General features: G+C 60.9%; 13 protein-coding genes. 4 read left to right on the forward strand and 9 right to left on the reverse strand.

Annotated features, from left to right (window positions below; all coding sequences use genetic code 11):
* Positions 1 to 886: 886 nt before the first annotated feature.
* From ASE43_RS02175 to ASE43_RS02200, 6 genes are all read right to left on the reverse strand, one after another.
* Entirely contained in the window at positions 887 to 1,669 is a 783-nt protein-coding gene (locus ASE43_RS02175) for a hypothetical protein (RefSeq protein ID WP_157499616.1), read from the reverse strand.
* Complete coding sequence (locus ASE43_RS02180; protein WP_162258740.1) at positions 1,666 to 3,063, reverse strand: DUF6035 family protein; 1,398 nt, start codon at positions 3,061 to 3,063, stop codon at positions 1,666 to 1,668. Before ASE43_RS02180 ends, ASE43_RS02175 begins: the two co-directional genes overlap by 4 nt.
* A 503-nt stretch (positions 3,064 to 3,566) precedes the next feature.
* Positions 3,567 to 6,206, reverse strand: coding sequence for an AAA family ATPase (locus tag ASE43_RS02185; RefSeq protein WP_057159303.1), 2,640 nt, complete (start codon positions 6,204 to 6,206; stop codon positions 3,567 to 3,569).
* Positions 6,203 to 7,324: a DNA repair exonuclease gene (locus ASE43_RS02190; protein ID WP_057159842.1), complete on the reverse strand. Its 1,122-nt coding sequence runs from the start codon at positions 7,322 to 7,324 to the stop codon at positions 6,203 to 6,205. Before ASE43_RS02190 ends, ASE43_RS02185 begins: the two co-directional genes overlap by 4 nt.
* Before the next feature lie 205 nt (positions 7,325 to 7,529).
* On the reverse strand, positions 7,530 to 8,288 hold the full coding sequence (locus ASE43_RS02195; RefSeq protein ID WP_157499617.1) for an ion transporter: 759 nt from the start codon (positions 8,286 to 8,288) through the stop codon (positions 7,530 to 7,532).
* Between the two features lie 263 nt (positions 8,289 to 8,551).
* On the reverse strand, positions 8,552 to 9,301 hold the full coding sequence (locus ASE43_RS02200) for an abortive infection family protein (protein ID WP_057159305.1): 750 nt from the start codon (positions 9,299 to 9,301) through the stop codon (positions 8,552 to 8,554).
* A gap of 148 nt (positions 9,302 to 9,449) precedes the next feature.
* On the opposite strand from ASE43_RS02200, the gene ASE43_RS02205 reads away from it, so the two are divergent.
* The 3 genes from ASE43_RS02205 (at position 9,450) to ASE43_RS20990 (ending at position 16,378) form a co-directional block, all read left to right on the forward strand.
* Entirely contained in the window at positions 9,450 to 15,068 is a 5,619-nt protein-coding gene (locus ASE43_RS02205) for a DUF3320 domain-containing protein (RefSeq protein WP_057159306.1), read from the forward strand.
* Positions 15,069 to 15,163: 95 nt separating this feature from the next.
* Entirely contained in the window at positions 15,164 to 15,463 is a 300-nt protein-coding gene (locus tag ASE43_RS02210) for a hypothetical protein (RefSeq protein ID WP_057159307.1), read from the forward strand.
* 495 nt (positions 15,464 to 15,958) lie between these two features.
* Positions 15,959 to 16,378: an H-NS histone family protein gene (locus ASE43_RS20990; RefSeq protein WP_082607047.1), complete on the forward strand. Its 420-nt coding sequence runs from the start codon at positions 15,959 to 15,961 to the stop codon at positions 16,376 to 16,378.
* Positions 16,379 to 16,613: 235 nt separating this feature from the next.
* On the opposite strand, the gene ASE43_RS02215 is transcribed toward ASE43_RS20990, so the two are convergent.
* From ASE43_RS02215 to ASE43_RS02225, 3 genes are all read right to left on the reverse strand, one after another.
* Positions 16,614 to 17,717 carry a hypothetical protein gene (locus ASE43_RS02215; RefSeq protein ID WP_057159308.1) on the reverse strand — a complete coding sequence of 368 codons (1,104 nt, stop codon included), beginning with the start codon at positions 17,715 to 17,717 and terminating at the stop codon, positions 16,614 to 16,616.
* Positions 17,718 to 18,419: 702 nt separating this feature from the next.
* Entirely contained in the window at positions 18,420 to 18,971 is a 552-nt protein-coding gene (locus tag ASE43_RS02220) for a hypothetical protein (protein WP_235568626.1), read from the reverse strand.
* 25 nt (positions 18,972 to 18,996) lie between these two features.
* Positions 18,997 to 19,353 (reverse strand): hypothetical protein, encoded by a 357-nt coding sequence (locus ASE43_RS02225; protein WP_057159310.1) that lies wholly within the window; start codon positions 19,351 to 19,353, stop codon positions 18,997 to 18,999.
* Positions 19,354 to 19,433: 80 nt separating this feature from the next.
* Between ASE43_RS02225 and ASE43_RS02230 the strand changes: the two genes are divergently transcribed.
* Positions 19,434 to 19,658: a helix-turn-helix transcriptional regulator gene (locus ASE43_RS02230; RefSeq protein WP_057159311.1), complete on the forward strand. Its 225-nt coding sequence runs from the start codon at positions 19,434 to 19,436 to the stop codon at positions 19,656 to 19,658.
* Positions 19,659 to 19,660 lie beyond the last annotated feature (2 nt).

Genomic DNA, 19,660 nt, shown 5'->3' on the forward strand with positions numbered 1-19,660 from the left:
CGTGCCTCTGGAACGGATATTTGCGGCGAGTCAATGCTCAGTCCCGAATCTAAAAGGTCTACCGCCCGCATTGAGGCTGAAACAAGCAGCGCGTACCCTGGCAATGGCGTTCTCACAGTCATATGTCAGAGCTGATTCCGCGGAGGGCGAATATGGAGGGCAGCCAGCCGAGCCGACCAGCCGTATCTTGTCCATACAACGAATCAATTCTTCGAGCGCGTATGCAGGTCGCCGATGGCGGATGCACAGCGTCTTCAGGCACTTGCCCTGCCGCATCTATGATTGCGAACACGCTCTCGGAACTCGGTGGCAGGACCAGCTCGTTACCGGGCACATCCGGCGTAGCCTCCGCGACGAGTAGTTTGACGTCGCAGGGGCCAAAGTCGGCGATTGTGACGCGAAGCTCCATTAGGCCTTGGATCGAGATTCGGTCGTGATCGTGCTCATCTGGCACTCTTCATCCCCTGGACTCTTGAAATCCTTCGCAGCGCCCCTTCCCGATGTCAGATCGGCCATGGATCCTCCGAGATCAGCTGACTTCAGTAGGAGTTTGCACTCTCCAGTCTCACCGTCTGAGACACATCCTCATCCGCGGCATATCGCTTCTGTCCTCCCATCCCTAGGTCCTCAATTGGGCGAAATCGATTCCGCTCTAGCACTCACCCTGTCTGTGGCCAAGCCGACTTGCCGGTTTTGGCTGCCCGAAAGGTAGACTTTGCCGATCTGGCCCTGTGTGTGCAACAGCGTACCGGCCCTACCCCCGATAAACATCCCTAATCCCTGCCGAATCGATTTCGCTATCGACAAGAAACGTGTCCTGCGTCAGTTGCCCGCATCGCCACTTTGCTACTTTGAAGGTCGGTACAGCAGCGGAAGAACAACATTTCTATAATGATAGACCGCTCATCCGGGTCTTTCGCTGCTCCAGGTAACGCATCATGTGAGAGGCAACGTGCGCGACCACGTCGCTGGTCTCATAGGCCCCTACCCCTGCCGCCGTCAGCGCAACGATGACGCAGAGATTCGTCGTGGCCACCGTGTTGACCGTGGCCTGGAACAGGATGTTGGCAGGCACGCATGCGCCAATCTGTCCGTCGGGGTCTTCATACATCACCCGGATAGCCTTGCCACCATGGACCAGCCCGCAGAGGGGGTCCCACGAATTGACCACCGTGCGACCCAGCTTCTGTGGCCCGTCGTCCTGACCGATCCGGGCAATGGTGGTTTCGACCTCGGCGGCCAGTTCCTTTAGAGGGATGGCCACCCATTTGCCTTTCCCGTTTTTTCTCCGGGGTCCGCGGTCTTCCTGTAGGAAATCCTGGAATTGCTCGTCGTCGGCGATGAACTGAACGAACACCGCGCGCAGGAACTGCTCGATCTGAGAGCGATGAAGGCCGAGCGCGACCACGGGCAAGTCGATGGGGTGCTTTTCGAGCAGGAACAGCAATGCTCGACCGTAGTCCATGGATGCCCGAAGCAGCTGGAACGTCACCCGAGGGCGCTCGTTGTCAGCTGGAATGCTGATCTGAGCCATTCCACCCATGTTGGCCTCCAGGCTCGCCCGGGCGTCGCTGGCCTCCAGTGAGATGTCTTGGGCGATGGCCCGACGGCGTTGACGCATGGAGCCTAGCGCTGACTGAATGCCTTGATTCAATGCATCCTTGCTCATGTCATGTCCGCTTCGGAAACAAGGCGTTCTGACGCCAACAGGACAGCTTTGGCCACCTGCGAAGGGTCGGCCGCCCATACCCCTGCCACCTCTGGGAACAAGCGCGCCAGCAAGGGATCCCAGGATCGTTGGGGTTGGAAGGCCGGCTCCCCGTCCGAGAGACTGGCTAGCACTTGCTTCATCTTGCCTTGAAGCTTTCCGGTGCGGTCCTGATCCAAGACCGTTCTCAGTTGACCGTATGCGCGAAGCATGCAGCGGTAGAACCACAAAGTCTTTGGCCACACTTTGTGGATATGGTGGCCGAGCTCGGCCAGCGTTTCGAACCCAATGCCGATGGGTTTTCTTTGTCCATGCTTGGCAGAGTAACCGGCCACCAGCAGGCGATCCAGTTCGGTATCCTCCTGGGCGTATTGGGGCAAAGTAATTCCCACCTCGGCGAATGAGCGTCGGAGCTCGTCCCACAGGCGATCCCGTTCCTTGTAGTCCTCAATCTCCCCCCGCAACATCGCCACGTAGAACGATTCGAACGCGTTCCGGCGGCGCTCCCACACCTGAGCTTCCCGCCACGCCGTCTGTTCTTTCTCGGTAAGGGCCTTGTGACCTTCGTAGTCGAATGCGTAGGCCCGCGGGATACCACGACTGCAGGTGTCGAACACCAAGGCATCGAAAGCCACGTCCTTGCGTACTTCAACGTCCTTGATTGTCCCGCCCTTGAGCCGGGGTTCCAACCAGGCGCCCTCCAGGTAGAAACGGCCTTCGCGCCGGGATCTCTCCACTGTTCGAGGGGTGACGCGGAACGCGTTGCGGTTGTTTGAGAAGAATAGGTCGTCTTCCGACAGTCGGAAGGTCTCCAGGTCCAGGTCTTTAAACAACCAGAGCATGTGCCCGGCGTTCTCACGGTAGAACTTCATCCGCTCCGCGATGACATGAACGAAGGTCGTGGAGAGCTGGATCTCAATGGCCCACCTTCGCCCGTCGCGGGTGGTCTGGACATCGGGTTGACGCCACTTGTAGTGCTCCATATCCCACCAACGCTCTTCCTCCTTCGTGCTAGTGAAAGCCGGATCGGCGTCCAGGCTGTCCCGCACCCATTGTTTGAAGGCCTTGTGGAGCGCACCTTCCTTGTGCAGACAGAACTTGCGGGCCAGGATGGCCTTGGGCAAATGGCCCTTGCGACCAGTGCAGGTCTCCCGGTGGCGGGCCGTGAGGTGATCGAAGTAGAAGCGGATTTCGCTGCGTGCTCGGATGGCTTTTGACCGAACCGCCATGGCGTCCTTGCAATAGGGACACGCGTAGCGCGGCGTGCCGTCCAGCATTTCCAGTTCCGCCGCCAGTCGCCCGTCCCGGACCACCTCGCCGTAGTCCCGCCCCTCCATGAACTCGTCGAGGGTCATGCATTCACCACTCTCACGGTCCCAGACCACGTCGTGGGAGCGTTTCGCAGCCGGCATGTAACGGACAGGGTTCTCCATGGAGCCACCCTACCCCCGCCCCATCTCGGCCGGTGAGACAACACGAGGCTGGGATGGCCAGCCATCGGTCTGGTCAACCCGTCTGGCCGGGTCATCCCTCACCCGCATCCTGGGCCAATTGCCCTAACCCGGCGGAACCGGAAGAGCACTCGAAGGCATGCCAGGTCCGCTATACAAGAGGATAGGTCCTTGCGCTCTCTCGACCTGCTAAAGGTATGGGAGTTCACCTTCGGCCTGCCCCCCCCGATAACCCTTGCTAATCCCCGCCCTATCGATATTCGCTACCGGCCAGTAGCGGACACTCAACACCTAAATTGGACCGTGATCAGGTCGCACCGGCGCGGGAGCGAAGGACGGTATCGACGGTTCACGCTAGTGCCCAGTAAGCGCGTGTACACGCTACCGGAAGCATTGCTGGCAGCCCATCAGGCTGTGGTCAGGTCGGTCATGGCGGTGGTGCGCGCCCCAAGATCGCGCCATCGCTCCGGGTGGCAGGTCATCATCAATACCTGGTGGCGCTCGGCCGCGTCATAGAGGACGCGCTTCATCGCGCCGAGACGGCCATCGTCGGTATGTACCAAGGCATCATCCAAGATCAACAGTGTGGGCAGCCCAGCCTCCTGGAGTAGGTCGGCATAAGCGAGGCGGCAGATTAACGCCAGTTGCTCACGGGTGCCGAAGCTTTGCATGTCAAAGTCGCCCCGGGTGCGCCCATCGCTAGCCGCCAACAACTTTTCGGGAGCCATCGTGTCAGCCATCTGCAGGCGCGCGTCTGGCATCAGCATTCTCAGGTAGTGATCGATCCTGGTCTGCAGAGGTGCCATGAGCGTCTGCCGTATGCGATCGCGACGTAATTCGAGTTCAGCGAGCAAGTAGTTCAACACCTCCACCTTGCGGGTATATTCGTCCACGCGCCGGGCGGCCTTGGTCCGGCGCAGGGTAACTCCCGCTAGATGCTCCCCCAACCCCTCACCGCCGACATGCTGCACCCGGGTCCGCAGCTGGATGATGGCGTCCCTGAGGGACCGGTGTCGGTCCTCTTCCTGCCGGGCGCTCTGCCGCAGTCTCCGCTCGTCCTGCTCCAACTGGGGAATGTTAAGGACATCGAGCTGTTCCTTCAGCCGCGCGGCAAGGGCCTGCGCCTCGGTACGCCGACCGGCAGTTTCGTTGAGCTGGTCCCGGACAGTGCGCTGCTCGTTCTCGCGTTCGGGATCTTCCAGCTGACTCTGCAGCGCCTTGACTCGCTGGCTAGCCGAGTCACAGTGGCCTCGAGCTAGATTGAGCTGGTTCGAGGCGTGCGAGCGATCCTCAAGCCGCTCGTCGCGCAACAGTGAAGCGTCTTCATGGCGTCGCTCGGCACCCTCCACATCAGGCAGGAGGGTATCGTCCGGAGCGTCGGGGATCGTCGCCAGTTCGTCAGTGGCGGCCTTGAGCTGAGCTTGAATGCCAGCAAGTTCGCGCTCCAACTCGTCGATGCCCTCCGGCGCAATTACCCGCAACTGCGCCTCGATGAACCGGTCTGCGTTCACCGCCTTGGCGTGCCTGGCCGCCCTGTCTTCGGCCTCGGCTAGGTCGGCTACGCCGAGGTCGCGAAGCGCCGCGGTCAGCCGTGCCTCCAGATCGTCGCGTTCGGCCAGCAGGCGGGGCAAGTCATCGCCGCCAGGCGTGAGGACTAGTTCGCCGCCGGGAACCTGTAGGCGTGAAACCCGGTCGATGACCACTATGCCGGCACCGGTCAATGGTGCCGCGTCGAGGGTGATCTGTGCCCCCTTATCGATCGTGTAGTCGATGCGAGTCCCGATCGTATTGACCTGGAGCTGGCGGTCGCGCTGGTCCTGGGCGAGTCCGCGCAGCCGCTCTAGGGCCCCATTGGGTAGCTCTGTGATGGCGATCGTCTCTTGATGAGCCAAACGCTGGCGTCCGTGTTCTCGTCCTTCCTGCAGTGCCTGGGTCTGACGTTGGACACGCTTTTCCAGATCGATGGACTGGGCGCGAAGGTCCAAGCGGCGGCTTTGCTGACGCGAGGCGATCAGAGTGCTGCGGGCTTCAGCAAGTTCGTTCTCGGCTTCGGTGAACGCCTGCCCTGCCAGTTGCTGCCGTTCCTCGGCCTGGCGGAGCAGGTCGCTTTGCGCCAGCAGGTCGGCGGAGGCTTGAGGGAGATCTCGTTCTGGAGCTGCCAGCGCCTCGAGCCGGTCTCGGTGCATCTCGCTGAGCTTGTTGGCGTCTTCTTGCTCGCGCTGGGCATTCCGAAGGTCGTTGCGAAGCCCATGTGCGGCCTCGATTTGCTGCTTGGCGAGATCGGCCTGCCGGTAGAAGCCGACCCATGGCTTTTCGGCGTCCAGTTGTGCCAGGCGCGCGGTGTCGCCGCCGAGCCTGTCGACGTCTTGCTGATACAGGTCCAGCCGGCTTTGGAGTTCCTCTGCTTCGGCGGTCAGGGTCGTGAGATCGCGCTTAGCCTCCTGGTAGGGACCACGAGGGTTCTGGTTGGCGTCAGTGACCAGTTCGCTACGCTGGAGACGCAGCGCGTTGATGACGGCGTCTCCTTCGGTGCTGGCCACGGCACCGGCCATCGCCAGCAGCGCATTCTGCAAGCGATCGCCGGCATAATCGACGGCCTCGGCCAACTCCTGCCCCGCTCCCTGCTCGATCCAGAGCAAGCCTGGGATACCCCAATGCTCGGCCTTGCTGCCACCGCGGCCGGCATAGCTGTATCCAAGCAGGTCGGAGAGATGCTCCTCGGCACTTTCGCCATCGAGAACCTGGCCACCGGCGTGGAGGGAGCAGCGCTTGTGGGCGAGGAACTGTTTGGTCAGTTCGTAGTGCGTGTCGCCGACGTCGAAGGCCACCGTCACACGCGGGCTGGCGCTGTGGTCGTCGAGTGGCTGAAGCGTCACGGAGCTGGTCTTGTAGCGCTCGAAGAACGCAGCGCGGATCGCGGCGACGAGTGTCGACTTACCTGCCCCGTTGACACCGGTGAACAGGTTAAGGCCAGGGTCGAGGCCTTCGATGACGATGGGCCCCCGAAAGCGGCGCACATTCTCCAGTTCGATGCGGGTCAACCTCATGCTGGCGGCTCCGAGCGACCCTTTAGGTGCAGGGTGCTGGCGAGCATTACAAGGGCATCGCGAGCCAGGTCTTGGTCGGCACTTGTGTTCTGTTGCGCCCGAAGATCCTGGATGGTCTCGGCGAGATAACCATCCGCCTGTAGCGCGTCGAGGTCCTCCTGGGAGGGCAGTAAGCGCATTCCCGTCATATCCGCGCGCAGGGCCCGGATACGGCCTTGGGCGCGCGACAGGGCGGCGTGGATACGCTCTCTGCCTGCCAGATCAGTATTGCCGGTGATCTCGATCTCCACCACGTCCCGCTCGGAGAGTTCTGCCAATGCTTCCTCGAACACGTCCAGGTCCCCGGGCACGTTGAGGACAAAGGCCATGGACTTCCAGAGGTAATGACCAACCTTCTCAGCGAGGACCTGTGGTTCAGCTCCAGCGGCAACCTCGACTATCAGGGCGTAGCCCGGATCCGGACTGCGGAAGCGATCGGTCTCAGGCGTTCCGCTGTACCAGGTTCGATCATCGACCTGCTTCAGACTGTGCCAGTCGCCGAGCGCGAGGTAATCCAGCCGGGCCTGGGCCGCCCTGCCCTGTGCGATGGGATTGGGCGAATCGATGGTGTCCGGCAGGATGCCCTGCACGCTACCGTGAGCAAGCCCGATCCGTATTACCCCTTCTGGGGTTTCGTGCGAGCTGAACCATTGAGTGAGGTCGTTGTAGGTGTTGCGTTGATTCAGGGGCGCCGGAAGGATCACGACTCGACCATCGAGGATGGGTGTCGGCACCGCTTCGAGGCAGAGGATGGCGTTCGCCGGCACGGCCTTGAGGCGTTGAGCGCGGGTCCATACTGATTCGGCCAATGCGGCATCGTGGTTCCCCGGCAGGAACACCCATATACCGGGGAAACCTGCCAGTGCGTTGAAGGTCTGCTGGATAGTTTTGTCGGAAATGGTTTGCGCATCGAACACATCGCCGGCGACGAGAACCGCGTCCACCAGCCGATCTTGCGCCAGGCCGGCAAGGACCTTGATGGCCTCGATTCGCGCCGCGGTCAGCAGCATTGAATCATCCAGTTCGAAGCCACCGAAGGGCTTACCAACCTGCCAGTCGGCCGTGTGCAGAATTCTCATCGACATAAACTGCGTAGTGTCTCGTCGTCAATTGTCACGGAGTTACACCCTGTTTCCAGGGGCGGTTTGATTGAGGCTCAAGTCCTGAGTTTCCTCCCTTCTACGATTTTACCTCTAGGCCGGAAGAGCCCCCTTCCCGGCCAACATTATCTCCTCATAAGCACCGCCGGGAACGCTCATCAATCAAGTTAGCCATCGACAGCGCCTACTTCCTGGACGCCTCCGTGTTTCTCACATCCCTGAATCCCTGCGAGAACGCAGCTGCGAGGATGCCCGTCGGCATAGCAATCAGCCCGATACCAGCAATCGCTGTAATCGCGGCAAAGAACTTCCCAGGAACCGTTATTGGCACTGCGTCACCGTAGCCGACGGTGGTCAGCGTCGTAACCGCCCACCAGATGGCCCGAGGGATGGAGCCGAACGCCTCCGGATTTGACTCTGCCTCGACTGAGTAGAGCACGCCGGACGACAGCAAAATGACGCACCCCGAAAGTGCCATCGAGAACGTCAATTCGTAGCGACGTTCTATTACGGCGCCGAGCACAACACGCATCGCCTGTGAGTAACGAATGAGTCGTGACAACGCCAAGAGCCGGAACAACCGCAGCAACCGTACGAGTAACGATTGCGCACCTAGCCCGAATAAGAAAGGGAGGATCGCCAAGAGATCGATAAGGGCGTAGAAGCTCACGGCGTATCTGAGGCGCCCCCAGAATCCACTATAGACAGGGTTAGCCCCTACCGCCCACAAGCGCATGAGGTACTCGGTGGTGAACGCCGCAACGAACCCAATCTCCAGATTTCGCAAGAGTGGGCCGGCCGCCGCCACTACGACGGGCTCTGTACCGAGGATGGCGACGCCTACCGAGATGAGAATGAGCACGACACTCACGACTTGAGTGATAGTCAACCCCTTAGCGTCGCCCCGTCCGAACAACGCGGCGTAGACGCGATCACGCCGCATGACCATCAACCCTGTCAGGCATGACCTCCAATGTCTTTCTTGCACAGCAAAGCGCGAGTGACTCTGCAGTCCTCATTACGCACCTCACATTGAAATCGTCGGCGCGAAGCCAGCGATCGACACGCAGCCCTTTCACACAAGCGACATCCACAACACCGCCCTCTGACAGGCCAAACCGTACTGAGTCGATCCAAATGCTCCTGTGCGGGTAAATCTCCATGTGCCTATCGTGATTTCACCTCTCTCAGACTGCCGGCGAAAGCTCAAGCCGACGACATCTTCGCGTTCAAATACTGAAAGACCGTGCGCGATGCATTGACGATCAGCATGGCCTCGTCTTTCCCTAGCAGATCTTCGTTCGGATGTGCCAGGCTGCCCCAATTCCGCGCAGGATTCATCGCGTCCATGATCCCCATCAAAGGACGTAGGAATTTTGTCGTGGTCTCACCATGCGCCCCCTGCTCATTGAACGCAGGATGATGTTCGCGCACGAGCTTGAATAGCGCATTGATACCAGCGTCATCAGAACACTGAACAGGCAGGGTCGCGCATAAAGCTTTCATGTATCCGTGCATCGCGGTGTGCAGCCGATCCACAGCGCTGGTCGGGCCGTTGCGCTCGATAAGCACTGCTACATCAGCCAGAGCACGGCGCACTGCGTCGGAGCTGACGTTCAGATCGACCTGACCCACCGCCACACTGTCGGCACACTTGGCAGCAAGTTCTAGCAGCTGTCGATGGCTCGATACGGTTCGTTGAACTTCCGAGTCCACCGGAAAGCGCCGAGAGACGCCGCGCAAGATGGCTGCCTGGTGAGCGCTGGGCGCCTCGCTCAGGATACGGATGAATCGGTCCTTGGTCGTACCAGGGAGCGCATCGGGATCGACGATGAGGTCGCAGAACCCTGGATAGAACTCCCGGTGACTGCGGTAGGTGAAGTCTCCAAGGTAGCCGCCGTCAACCCCGATGTAGTTATGTACAACCCAGTGAATCTCGCTGCCCTTTAACGCCATACGCCGCTCCTTCGCCGCCGGCCGCGAGGCTCTGGATCGACCCCGCCAACAGGCGCACTATAGGACGTCAGTGCCCTTCGGGGCGGTAGTTGCCAGGACGCGACCACCGGGTTTTGGAGTCGCCCCGGCGTTCAGGGGAAGGACGCAAATGGAAGACCAAAACGGCCAGCCTTCAGAGGAAGGGCGCAGCACCTTCCAAGGATCTGGTTTTCTGATTGAGAAAATTGAACGCGCTCGTAATGAGCTGCTCGACCTTTCGACACGAAACCGCTTGCTCCATACGCCCCGTGGTGGACGTGCCCGCCTCGTTGACGTCGTCAACGAGCTGGCGCAAGCCATGTATCAAACCCTGGTCCTGGACAAAAAGCGCTTCACGTTCCAAGCCGGTCGCGCGGACCCGACAACTGCCGCCTTACCGCTCGATGGGGATGGAAGTGGGGTTCTGGACGAGGATGACTTGGAACAGCCAATCGACCCAGACCTGGTAGAGCTGACCGAGCAGCCGGACCTCGAACTCGATGAAGAGGGTCGCGTTGTTCGTCATTGGGACAGCCATCTGTCCACTCGTTTGACGTCGTCGGGCCTTCAAAAGCGCTTGCTTGACCTGTACACCGACGCACGAACACTGCAAGAAGAGCAAGGCGTCAACGTCCTGTATCTAGCGATCGGCTATCTGAAATGGCGGGCCGCCCAGGGTCCGCAGACTGACCGCTACGCACCCTTGGTGCTGGTGCCGGTGATACTCGAGCGCAGCAACGCCGGCGAAAAATTCCATCTTCGATGGTCCGGCGACGACATTCAGGCCAACCTTTCCTTACAGCTGATGCTACGTCGCGAGTTTCAACTCAAGCTGCCTGAAATCGAGGACTTCGAAAACCTAAATGTCGACTCCTACTTCCGCGATATAGGCGCGATGATAGAGGGCAAGGCGAACTGGGAGGTGTGCCCCAACGACGCGGTCTTGGGCTTGTTCTCGTTCGCGAAGTTCATGATGTATCACGACCTCGATCCCGCGCAGTGGGCGCGCCTGGGCGGTCTGGAGGCGATCGACACCTTACGAGGCGTGGTCTCCGATGGCTTTCCTGGTGCGACCATCACCGCCCAGGACGCCCGCGTAGACGAACTCATCCAACCGGGCCAATTGATGCATGTCGTGGACTGCGACAGCTCACAGTCCCTGGTTGTCCACGACGTCCGCCAAGGACGTAACATCTTGGTCCAGGGTCCTCCGGGCACAGGCAAATCCCAGACGATCGCAAACATCATCGCCGCCGCGATCGCCGACAAGAAGAAGGTACTGTTCGTTGCCGAGAAGATGGCGGCACTTGAGGTAGTGAAGCGGCGCTTAGATAACGCAAAGATCGGTGTCGCTTGCCTTGAGTTACACAGCAACAAGGCCAACAAGCGTGCTCTGCTACAAGAATTAAGCCAAACGTGGACACTCGCCCCGCCCCTGCCCAGTGACCCCCAATCGGTCGTTCGGCAACTCCAGCAGCGCCGCGAAGAGCTTACGGCGCACGTCGAACGCCTGCATCGGCCCCTGGCACCTTCTAACCTAGCGCCCTACGAGGTCTTCGGTCACTTGGTGCGCTTGCGACGCCAGCACCATGTCACCGGACAGTTGGCGCTCGTGGCTCCTCTGTCCTGGGATGCTGATGACAAGAAAGATCGCATCGCAGCGCTTCAAGACCTGATCGAGCGCATCGACCGCATGAGCCTACCGAAGGACCACGCATGGGTGGGGGTCGGTAACGACGCGTTACTACCTAACGACCGCGATCGCCTGATCGGCGGCATGGCCACACTGCTACAGCAGCTCAAGACATGGATTGGCGAGGCCGGACGACTGCATACGTCGCTAGACCTGCCCGCGCCCATCCACTTCGCAGACACAGGTGCGGCCGTGGTCCGCGCAACGGCGCTCGCCGCAGCTCCCGCGATGAGTTCCAGTGCATTCATAGCCACCGAATGGGATCGACCCGAGGCCATCTCAGGGCTGCTGGACGGGCTGGAGCGCGCTCAGCGCGCCAAGACTGATGCAGAAGCAGTGGCCGATCCCACGGCCCTCAATGAGGACTGGACAGAGACCCTGGCGTCGCTAACCGCATTGCTGCCCACCTTCACTGTGGGCGTTGAACTTCAACAACTTGCGGCCACCCATGACGAGTTAACCCGGCTACAAACTGACTTGGTTCGGCTTGCCCAACTGCTTTCGGAAAAGGCGCCGCTCACCTTCGAAACAGCGATGCACCTGGTCGCCCTCGCCGAGCGGGCCACATCGGTACCGGAGATCGACCGCGATGCGCTGGTCGCACGGATCTGGGAGCGAGGGGTCGATAGCATTGAGGAACTCGTTGACGCGATCGAGCGTATCCAGGGCGCCAAGGAGGGGCTCAAGGGCGTGTTTCGCGACAACGCTTGGACCCAGGATCTGGAAGGTGCACGGACGCAGCTTGCGAGCCGCGGCAGTAGCTGGTTAAGGATCCTTAGCGGTGAGTGGCGGCAAGCCAACCGACGGGTTCGCTCTTACCTCACCCACCCCAAGCTTCCAGCCGACGAGGTCCTGGTCCAACTCGACACTCTGCTCGACGCGCAAGCCGCGCAGCACAAGCTAGCCCAGCGTGACCAGGAAGGGCTCGAGGCGTTTGGCGCCGCCTGGATGCGGGAACGCTCCAGCGTTGGGTTCCTGCGCGGCGTGGTGAGCTGGATGCGTACCCTGCGGCCACTCGGCGCCGACGCACGCGAGCGCCTGGCCAACATCAGCGATCCCGAGCAAGCGGCCCAGGTAGCCAAGCGTCTGCGGCCGGCGCTGGAGGTACTCCAGCGTGCGTTAGCGCCGACGCACGACGCCTTAGTCGCTAGCGAGCTCTCGCCGTGGGGCGGTGAGGTCGTCCTCAAGCGAGTGCCATTGCTCACAATCTGGACCCGCACCGCGCCCCTAAAGAAGGCATTCGAGCAAGTCCAAGGCCTGCACGATGCCGCTACGCTGCCGCTCTCGGAAGCTAGCCGCGGCATCGATTCCATCCGAGAGGCGCAGGCAGCCCTGGCGGCCTTGGACGGCGCCGAATCAACCGGGCAGTCCTCTTTCGGAGCGCTGTGGCGAGGCCTGGAGAGCGCGCCTGATGCGCTTAAAGCGGCGGTCCAGTGGCAACAACAACACCCGGGACTGCGTTCACTCGCAGCACGTATCCCGAACGCCAAGGTCGTGCTGGCCGAGGCCGAGCATTCCGCCGCCTCCGCGCAGGACGTTGGGCACGCACTCCAGGGTGTGTTCTTCAACCTCCAACTGGCCGATGCGACGGGCACCCCGCGGGTCGCCGTAGACATGCCACTCACTGACTTGGTCCAGTTGCTACAACGGTGGGAAGCGGATCCCGAAGGGCTACCCGAGTGGGTCGCATATGTGGCCCAGGCAAAGAAGGCCCAGCAGCTCGGGCTGGGGGCTGTCGTCGAAGCAATGGGCAGCGGGACACTTGCTACCGACCGAGCCGTTGGCGCGTTCGAGCTGGCCTACTTCGAAGCCGTCCTCGCAAAATTGGTTGAGCTTGATCCGCAGCTAGCGTCTTTCGATGGCCAGAAGCAGTCGCAACTGGTGGCCGAGTTCAGCCAGCTTGACCTTGAACGCATGGGTATCGCCAGGCGGGAGATCTTAGCCGTCCACTACGCAGATATCCCCCAAAGCGGCGGTGCTGCGGGACCAACGAAACTGCTGCGCGGTGAAATGGCCAAGAAGAAGGGGCATTTACCGATCCGTCGGCTGATGGAGTTGTGCGGTCCGGCGATACAGGCGCTCAAGCCGGTATTCATGATGAGTCCCCTCTCAGTGGCTCAGTTCTTGCCGGCGGGGGCATTGGCCTTCGACATGCTCATCATCGACGAGGCTAGCCAGGTCCAGCCAATTGACGCGTTCGGCGCTATCGCCCGTGCCAAGCAGTTAGTCATCGTCGGCGACGAGAAACAGTTGCCGCCCACGCAGTTCTTCGCCAAAACCTTAGCTGGAGACGGGGATGGAGCGAACGACGACGACGGCGCCCAAGCTGCGGATGTCGAGAGCATCCTGGGGCTGTGTCGCGCCCAGGGTCTCCCCGAACGGATGCTGGAGTGGCACTACCGTAGCCGCCACCAGTCATTGATCGCAGTGTCCAATCGAGAGTTCTATAAGGACCGGCTCAAGATCGTTCCTAGCCCGTTCACCAGCGAAGCTGGCGTTGGACTGCGATTCCATCACCTTCCCGAAGCGATCTACGACCGCGGCGGCAAACGCACCAACACCGTCGAAGCCAAGGCGGTCGCGCAAGCTGTAATCGCACATGCGCTCAGTTCCCCAAACTTGTCGTTGGGCGTCGTGGCGTTCTCTACCCAGCAGCGGCGCGCCATCCAGGACGAAGTCGAGCTACTACGTCGCCAGCACCCAGAGACCGAAGGCTACTTCAGCGGGCGTCTGGACGAACCGTTCTTCGTGAAGAACCTGGAAAACGTGCAAGGCGACGAACGCGACGTTATCTTCATCTCGATCGGCTACGGTCGTGACGCTCTGGGCGTGACGCGCATGGACTTCGGCCCAGTCAGCCGCGAAGGTGGCGAGCGCCGTCTCAACGTGCTTATAAGTCGCGCCAAAACTCGCTGCGAGGTGTTCTCTTCGATCACCGACGACGATATCGACACCGAGCGCGGCAAGGGTAAGGGAACGTTGGCGCTCAAGCTGTTCCTCCACTACGCCCGCACGGGCCGGATGGATCTCAGCGGCGGCGATCCCGATCGCCACCTGCGTATCTTCGAGGAACAAGTCGCCGTCGCCTTGAGGGATCGGAACTACGATTTACACACTAACGTCGGCATCTCCGGGTTCTTCGTCGATCTTGCCGTGTCCGATCCGACCCAGCCCGGTCGCTACATCCTCGGTATTGAGTTCGATGGACCGTCATACCGCGCAGAGAACGGTGCTCGAGATCGCGACCGCTTGAGGGAGAGTGCGCTAGCGGCGAAGGGATGGCGCCTGCACCGAATCTGGATTTACGATTGGTTCCACCGCCCGCAAGCCGAGCTCGAACGATTGGTGAAAGCCATCGAAGCCGCCAAGCAAGAGCCCGCCCGCTTCGATGTCGAAGCGCCGACGCGCCAGCGCGCAGTGCCGATCGAGATCGAGACCGTGGACTTAGGCGACGTCACCCAGGTGGGCTTGGTGTCGTCTGAGCCACCATCGGCTAGGGCTAGCGAAGCCTATATTGAAGCCAGCTTCCATGTGCCGAACGGCAAGCAGGAGTTGCACGAAGTGCCGCCGCACCGCATGGCGGAAATCGTGCGCCAAGTGGTCGACGTCGAGGGTCCGATTCACCGTGCTGAGGTTGTGGTCCGTATCCGTAGCCTGTGGGGCCTACAACGGGCCGGCGGACGTATCCAGGCAGCTGTGGATGCCGGCATCTCCACCGCCCGCGGCCAGCGCACCGTGGAGATACACGATGGATACTTCCTCGATGTGCCGGATCGCACCCCGAAGGTCCGTGACCGCAGCGGTACCCAATCGCCTTCGCTGCGGCGCCCCGACTACCTGCCTCCCAGTGAAGTAGGCGTAGCGGTCCTGGCGCTAGTTAAGGACAACCTCGGAGCAACCGTAGACGAGGCGATACAGTTCGTCGCCCGTCAACTCGGCTACAAGAGCACAAGCGCGCAGTTGCGTGTGGTGATCGAGGATCGCGCCAAGCTGCTCGTCGACCAGGGGGCTCTGACACTGAACAACGGCGTCTTGAACGTCGCTTCGGGAGGCTAAGGGATAGCTCCTCAGAACCTGGCGACGTCGTATTGGAAGTCGCTGGCGCACTCTAAGGATCCTCGGCCCAACTTTCGTCAAGGAGAGACCACGCCATGCCCAAGATCACACAGAATGATCTGCACTACCAATACAGTTGGCACGCAGTCCCGGGCGACAACCCGCATCTGATCGACCAGGACGCCAATCACTTGAGTCGGAACGAAGGCTACGAGATGTTGCAGTATCTCAACAGCTTGAAGGGACCCAGCGGCGCGGATCTCCCGGTCAGGACGCGGCTCATCGTCGAGTGGATGCTCAAGGAGCACTTCCATTCGACTGCCCCAGGGCGTAGCACCGTCACTCAATGGGTGGTTGACAACTATCAGCGTCTCTCGCCGCTGTATCCACGGTGAGACCAGGTTGAGAGCGGGCCGATGTACGCGGCCCGCCTACGCTCTGCGCTGTGAGCATTTACTGAAGCCATGCGATCAACGCCAATCAGGTTTCAGCGGCTAATGACGAGATAGTCGGTTGTGGTTGTGAAGGTGGACGGTTGCGCTCTATTTCCGTCGAGCGGGCGTATCTGTGCATTACGTTCGACCGCGAACTGTCCGTTCTCCGAGCTACGATAGTCAACATGTCTTCGTCGGGCTTTGCGCTAGCTATTGCTAACAGCGGCACGAGCGGCCTGGCCGATACGGATTGGGGGAACAGAGCATTCGGCAACTATGTGCCTGAGCGCATGACTCGTAGGGATTACGGCGGTGCCCCAGATGATCTTCTTAGCGGTTGCTTTGGGCCGGCGGATCCCGCGCCGACTGGTTACGACTTCCGGCTCGATACGTATTCCCACTGGCCGTCGGCATGTTACTTGACAGTTCGATCGAGATAGCTGGACCCTTGGCGGCATGAACATTAATGTTGATAAGCTCAGCCTGTCGGAACTCAATTCCCTTCTAATCGCCGCGGAGCAACGGAAGCAGCTGATATCCAGCCGTCGCCCCATTGCCTTAGTACGCCGAAAGTTAATCGCGCTCGCCGCTCAGTACGGCTATACGATTGAGGAGCTTTATGGCGATCAGCCGGTAACTGAGCCCCCTGTAAAGAAGCGAGCGCCGCGGCGAAAGTTGAGCAAGGTTGCTGCCAAGTACCGCGACCCAGAGAACAAGCACAACACCTGGTCGGGCCGTGGGCGGATGCCGCTGTGGCTGGCCCAGAAGACGAGGTATGGCAGGAGCGTCGCTGACTTCTTGATTCCCGGCCTAGGAAGACCGACCGCACGTAAGAGCAGCTCAGTAGGCAAACGAAGGCTCTTCAAGCAGGTCTGACGCAGAATCCTCGCTGTATGGAGAAGGTCCACGGGCTCCCTTCCGTCCCATTATCCCTCGCCAGACGAGGTTGACGCGGAATTGTCGTAAGCGCGATACACCAGTTGACACTGGCGACCTCATATACCCATACGACACGATGTACACGTTCTCATCGCTGCGGAAGTGGAACGACCTGCGGCGAGACCCTTCGATGGAGCCAAACTCTGTCGTCCGCAGGTCACTTTCCACGACGTTAAGCGTTGATCTGAGCGTATAGCCGTTGGGCCGTCTGGCGCGCAGCAGCGTCAGCATCGCTCGGAAGCGGACTCAAGTTGATGCCCTCGTCACCATCGACGTAGGCCGGTCCCCCTATGTCATCGTCGTAAGGCGTACCGTCCTCATTGATGGCTTCGTACCGATCCCGACTCAAGTCGTCTCCCAGCAGACGGGAAAGGTGCATCCATACCCACGCCTGCTCAGTGGGCTCGGCATGGTCGAGGATTAACGCACGCATCGCACCGACGTCACCTTCCTGTGCGGCGACCGTCAGCCAATAGCGCACCTTCTCGCTGTCCCCGTGTTCGTTGGCGAGCTCTACCATGCTTATCGGATCCATTTCATTCGACGGCGCTCGTCTGAGAACCGCTGGGTCACCATAGAGATCGGCCGTTTCCAGTAGTGCACGAAGGTCCCCGCCCCGGGCTGCGGCGAGCAGATGGTGCCGGTGCTTTTCATACACGCGCAGTCCGTTGGCCTCGACATCTGCGAAGCTCACGAACGGACTCGTCCAGGTGCCCTCGTGTCTTACTTGCCGCCTCATACGCCCTTGTTCTTCTTCAGACAGCCTCGTCTCGGACTCAAGCAGCTTCGCAATGGCCAGGTGCGCGGCCGGCGCCCCGCGTTGAGCCGCTGACTCTAAGCCCTCCAGTAGAAATCGCTGACGTTCGAAGTCGAGACCGTAGGTACCGTGCATGGAGCTGATGACATGTGTCCATACCCATTCGTGCCAGCTGGGATCATATTCATACCCCTCTACCGCAGCGATCAGCGCATCGAACCGCACCGGTGCGTAGCCGACGTCGTGTAGGAAAAGGGGCAGTCCTTCTACGATTCGCTCTCCCTCCTCCGCCGGAAGATCGAGCTCTCGGCATCGGGCCCGCAGGGCGGCTGGAAGGGGCTCAATACCGGTGAGGTTGAACGGCACGTCGCACCAGGTCGCATCGTGCTGAAATGCGGCGTGGGTGCGATAGCCCACTGCCACGGCGAGCAGTTCGTATACGTGGCTGCGCTTGAGTGATGTAACGCCGCGAGCCTGAAGGAACGCGTGCGCAAGGTAGGCCTGTTCTTTGTTGGTCATGACTCGTCCTCGATGGCCAAGCCGATCCGGGTCAGACGCACGCGTTTAAGTCCCCGGCAGCCGGGCCAGAAGTCGAATCAATTTAAGGGTCAAACCTGTTTTTGCTCGTGTGCAAGCAAGGCGGGCGCCAGGACCAGTTTATTCCCAAGGCTGACCGATTCCAACAGTTACGGCCCCAACTTGAGCCCGGCGGTCGGAGCGCTCAAGGCAGAGCCACGGTCACAGCGACAACTCTGTCGCGCACGTCGAGTCGCGCACGGTCACCCGCGGCGCCTCCGTCGCCTCGTATGCCGCCCGCGCTGTGCGGCGGATACCTAGGTCGTCAAGCAGCAGTTCGATGGCCAGACACCCGATTTCGCAAGCCGGCAGATGCAGACTGGTCAGCCCCGGCCATAACTGCGCCGCCAGCGGGCTGTCGCCGTAGCCCGCTACGGGTAAATCGGCTGGTATCGACAGGCCTTCGGTGGCATCCCCTTAATCGACCTCGCTCATCGTTGGGCGAGGTCGATTCGTCTCAACTCACCAGTTCCCCCGCCCGCTTTCTTGAATCCTCCGCTGCGCCCTGCCCCTCGTCATGTTCGCGGGATTTGGCCCCAACGATGTGAGCCGCTATCAGGTAGCCGTTGGCAGTCTCGCCAGGCAGAGGGAGGTATAGGGAATCGGCGACACCATAGGGCCACGCCCCTTCCCTAGGCAGCACGGTTAGATATCGTCCGTGTCCCGCGCGGTGACCGCTCGGTAGGCCACATTCATGACAACCAGGCGCCCGCCGGCGGTCGCATAGGACAACGTGATCCAGGTGCGGCCTGAGCGCCACGACGCCGAGCGGAAGCTCGCCGTACCCGTGGACGCCTGGAAGGTCTGATCCTGCTCATCGTCGGGCGGACCGTATTTGGTATTAAAGGCATCCTTGATCCCGCGGTAGGTCTGTAGCGCGAACACCGCCCCGCCGGTTTCCTGCAGTTCCAGGTTGACTTGGCGCAGCGTGCCGGCGTTGAAGAAGAACAGGGCATCAAAGGTATGGCCCTGAATCAACGTCTCTGGCAGACGCAGCAATTCGCGGCTCCCATCTGCCAGCTTGGTCGGTGCGGTTGGGCGCGCTGCAGTCGGGAACTGCTGCTGCACGGTCTCCTCGCTCATCCCCACACGCGCCCCCTTCCACAGGGTCTGTGCCGAAACACTTGTCGCACTAAATATGCCCAGGCTCACCAAGCAGAAGGTCAGACAGCTGCGCCAGCGTCGTTGTGCATCCATGACAAGAGTCCTTGAGAGCGTGGGGTTACGGCTTTGACGCGCGTCGCGCGTGCTGTTGCTGCTTGAAAGCCTCGCCGTGCTTGTCCAGGTAGGCGTGCATCGCGCCGCGCAGGCGCAGCACATCGGCGGGCAGGTCCACGCCGAGCTGCTTGGCGATCGAGGTCGCGAAGGTGATCTGCGCCGAACTGGGCGGTTTGAGGTCCCAGTCCAGGCACTGACCTAGGGCAGGGGCGAATTGCTCGCCCAGGCGCAGCTCGAAGCTCTTGCGTGACTGGTGGTTTTCCAGGCGGCGCCACTGCAGCACCAGGCTGTCTTGTACGTCAGCGGTGATCGGCACCTCGACCAGAAGGTCCAGGTCCGCATCAATGAGAAGAAGGGGCATAGACGGGCATCCGATACATATATATAGTCTATATGTAAGGGTGTAGCGACAAAAGTAGCAGCCGCCTTAGCTTTCGCCGCATGGACGAAAGCACAATTTCAAGGCGGTTGGGCATTGCCGTGCGTAAGCACCGGGTCGCCCTGGATCTGAGTCAGGACAAATTTGCTGACGTCATCCAGATGCACCGCGCGTACTACTCTTCGATCGAGCGAGGCGAGCGCAACATCACGGTGTGGACGCTGTGGCGGGTGGCCGAGGGTTTGGGCGTCAAACCCTCGGACCTGATGGCCGAAGCCAACCTTTAGCC

Source organism: Lysobacter sp. Root983, from assembly GCF_001429345.1.
In the GTDB taxonomy this organism is placed as follows: Bacteria; Pseudomonadota; Gammaproteobacteria; order Xanthomonadales; family Xanthomonadaceae; genus Lysobacter.

Bases quoted from the DNA above. Each gene is read 5' to 3' on its own strand.
- ASE43_RS02175 (WP_157499616.1), bottom strand. From the start codon at position 1,669: ATGAGCAAGGATGCATTGAATCAAGGCATTCAGTCAGCGCTAGGCTCC.
- ASE43_RS02180 (WP_162258740.1), bottom strand. From the start codon at position 3,063: ATGACCCTCGACGAGTTCATGGAGGGGCGGGACTACGGCGAGGTGGTC.
- ASE43_RS02185 (WP_057159303.1), bottom strand. From the start codon at position 6,206: ATGAGGTTGACCCGCATCGAACTGGAGAATGTGCGCCGCTTTCGGGGG.
- ASE43_RS02190 (WP_057159842.1), bottom strand. From the start codon at position 7,324: ATGAGAATTCTGCACACGGCCGACTGGCAGGTTGGTAAGCCCTTCGGT.
- ASE43_RS02195 (WP_157499617.1), bottom strand. From the start codon at position 8,288: ATGCGGCGTGATCGCGTCTACGCCGCGTTGTTCGGACGGGGCGACGCT.
- ASE43_RS02200 (WP_057159305.1), bottom strand. From the start codon at position 9,301: ATGGCGTTAAAGGGCAGCGAGATTCACTGGGTTGTACATAACTACATC.
- ASE43_RS02205 (WP_057159306.1), top strand. From the start codon at position 9,450: ATGGAAGACCAAAACGGCCAGCCTTCAGAGGAAGGGCGCAGCACCTTC.
- ASE43_RS02210 (WP_057159307.1), top strand. From the start codon at position 15,164: ATGCCCAAGATCACACAGAATGATCTGCACTACCAATACAGTTGGCAC.
- ASE43_RS20990 (WP_082607047.1), top strand. From the start codon at position 15,959: ATGAACATTAATGTTGATAAGCTCAGCCTGTCGGAACTCAATTCCCTT.
- ASE43_RS02215 (WP_057159308.1), bottom strand. From the start codon at position 17,717: ATGACCAACAAAGAACAGGCCTACCTTGCGCACGCGTTCCTTCAGGCT.
- ASE43_RS02220 (WP_235568626.1), bottom strand. From the start codon at position 18,971: ATGGATGCACAACGACGCTGGCGCAGCTGTCTGACCTTCTGCTTGGTG.
- ASE43_RS02225 (WP_057159310.1), bottom strand. From the start codon at position 19,353: ATGCCCCTTCTTCTCATTGATGCGGACCTGGACCTTCTGGTCGAGGTG.
- ASE43_RS02230 (WP_057159311.1), top strand. From the start codon at position 19,434: ATGGACGAAAGCACAATTTCAAGGCGGTTGGGCATTGCCGTGCGTAAG.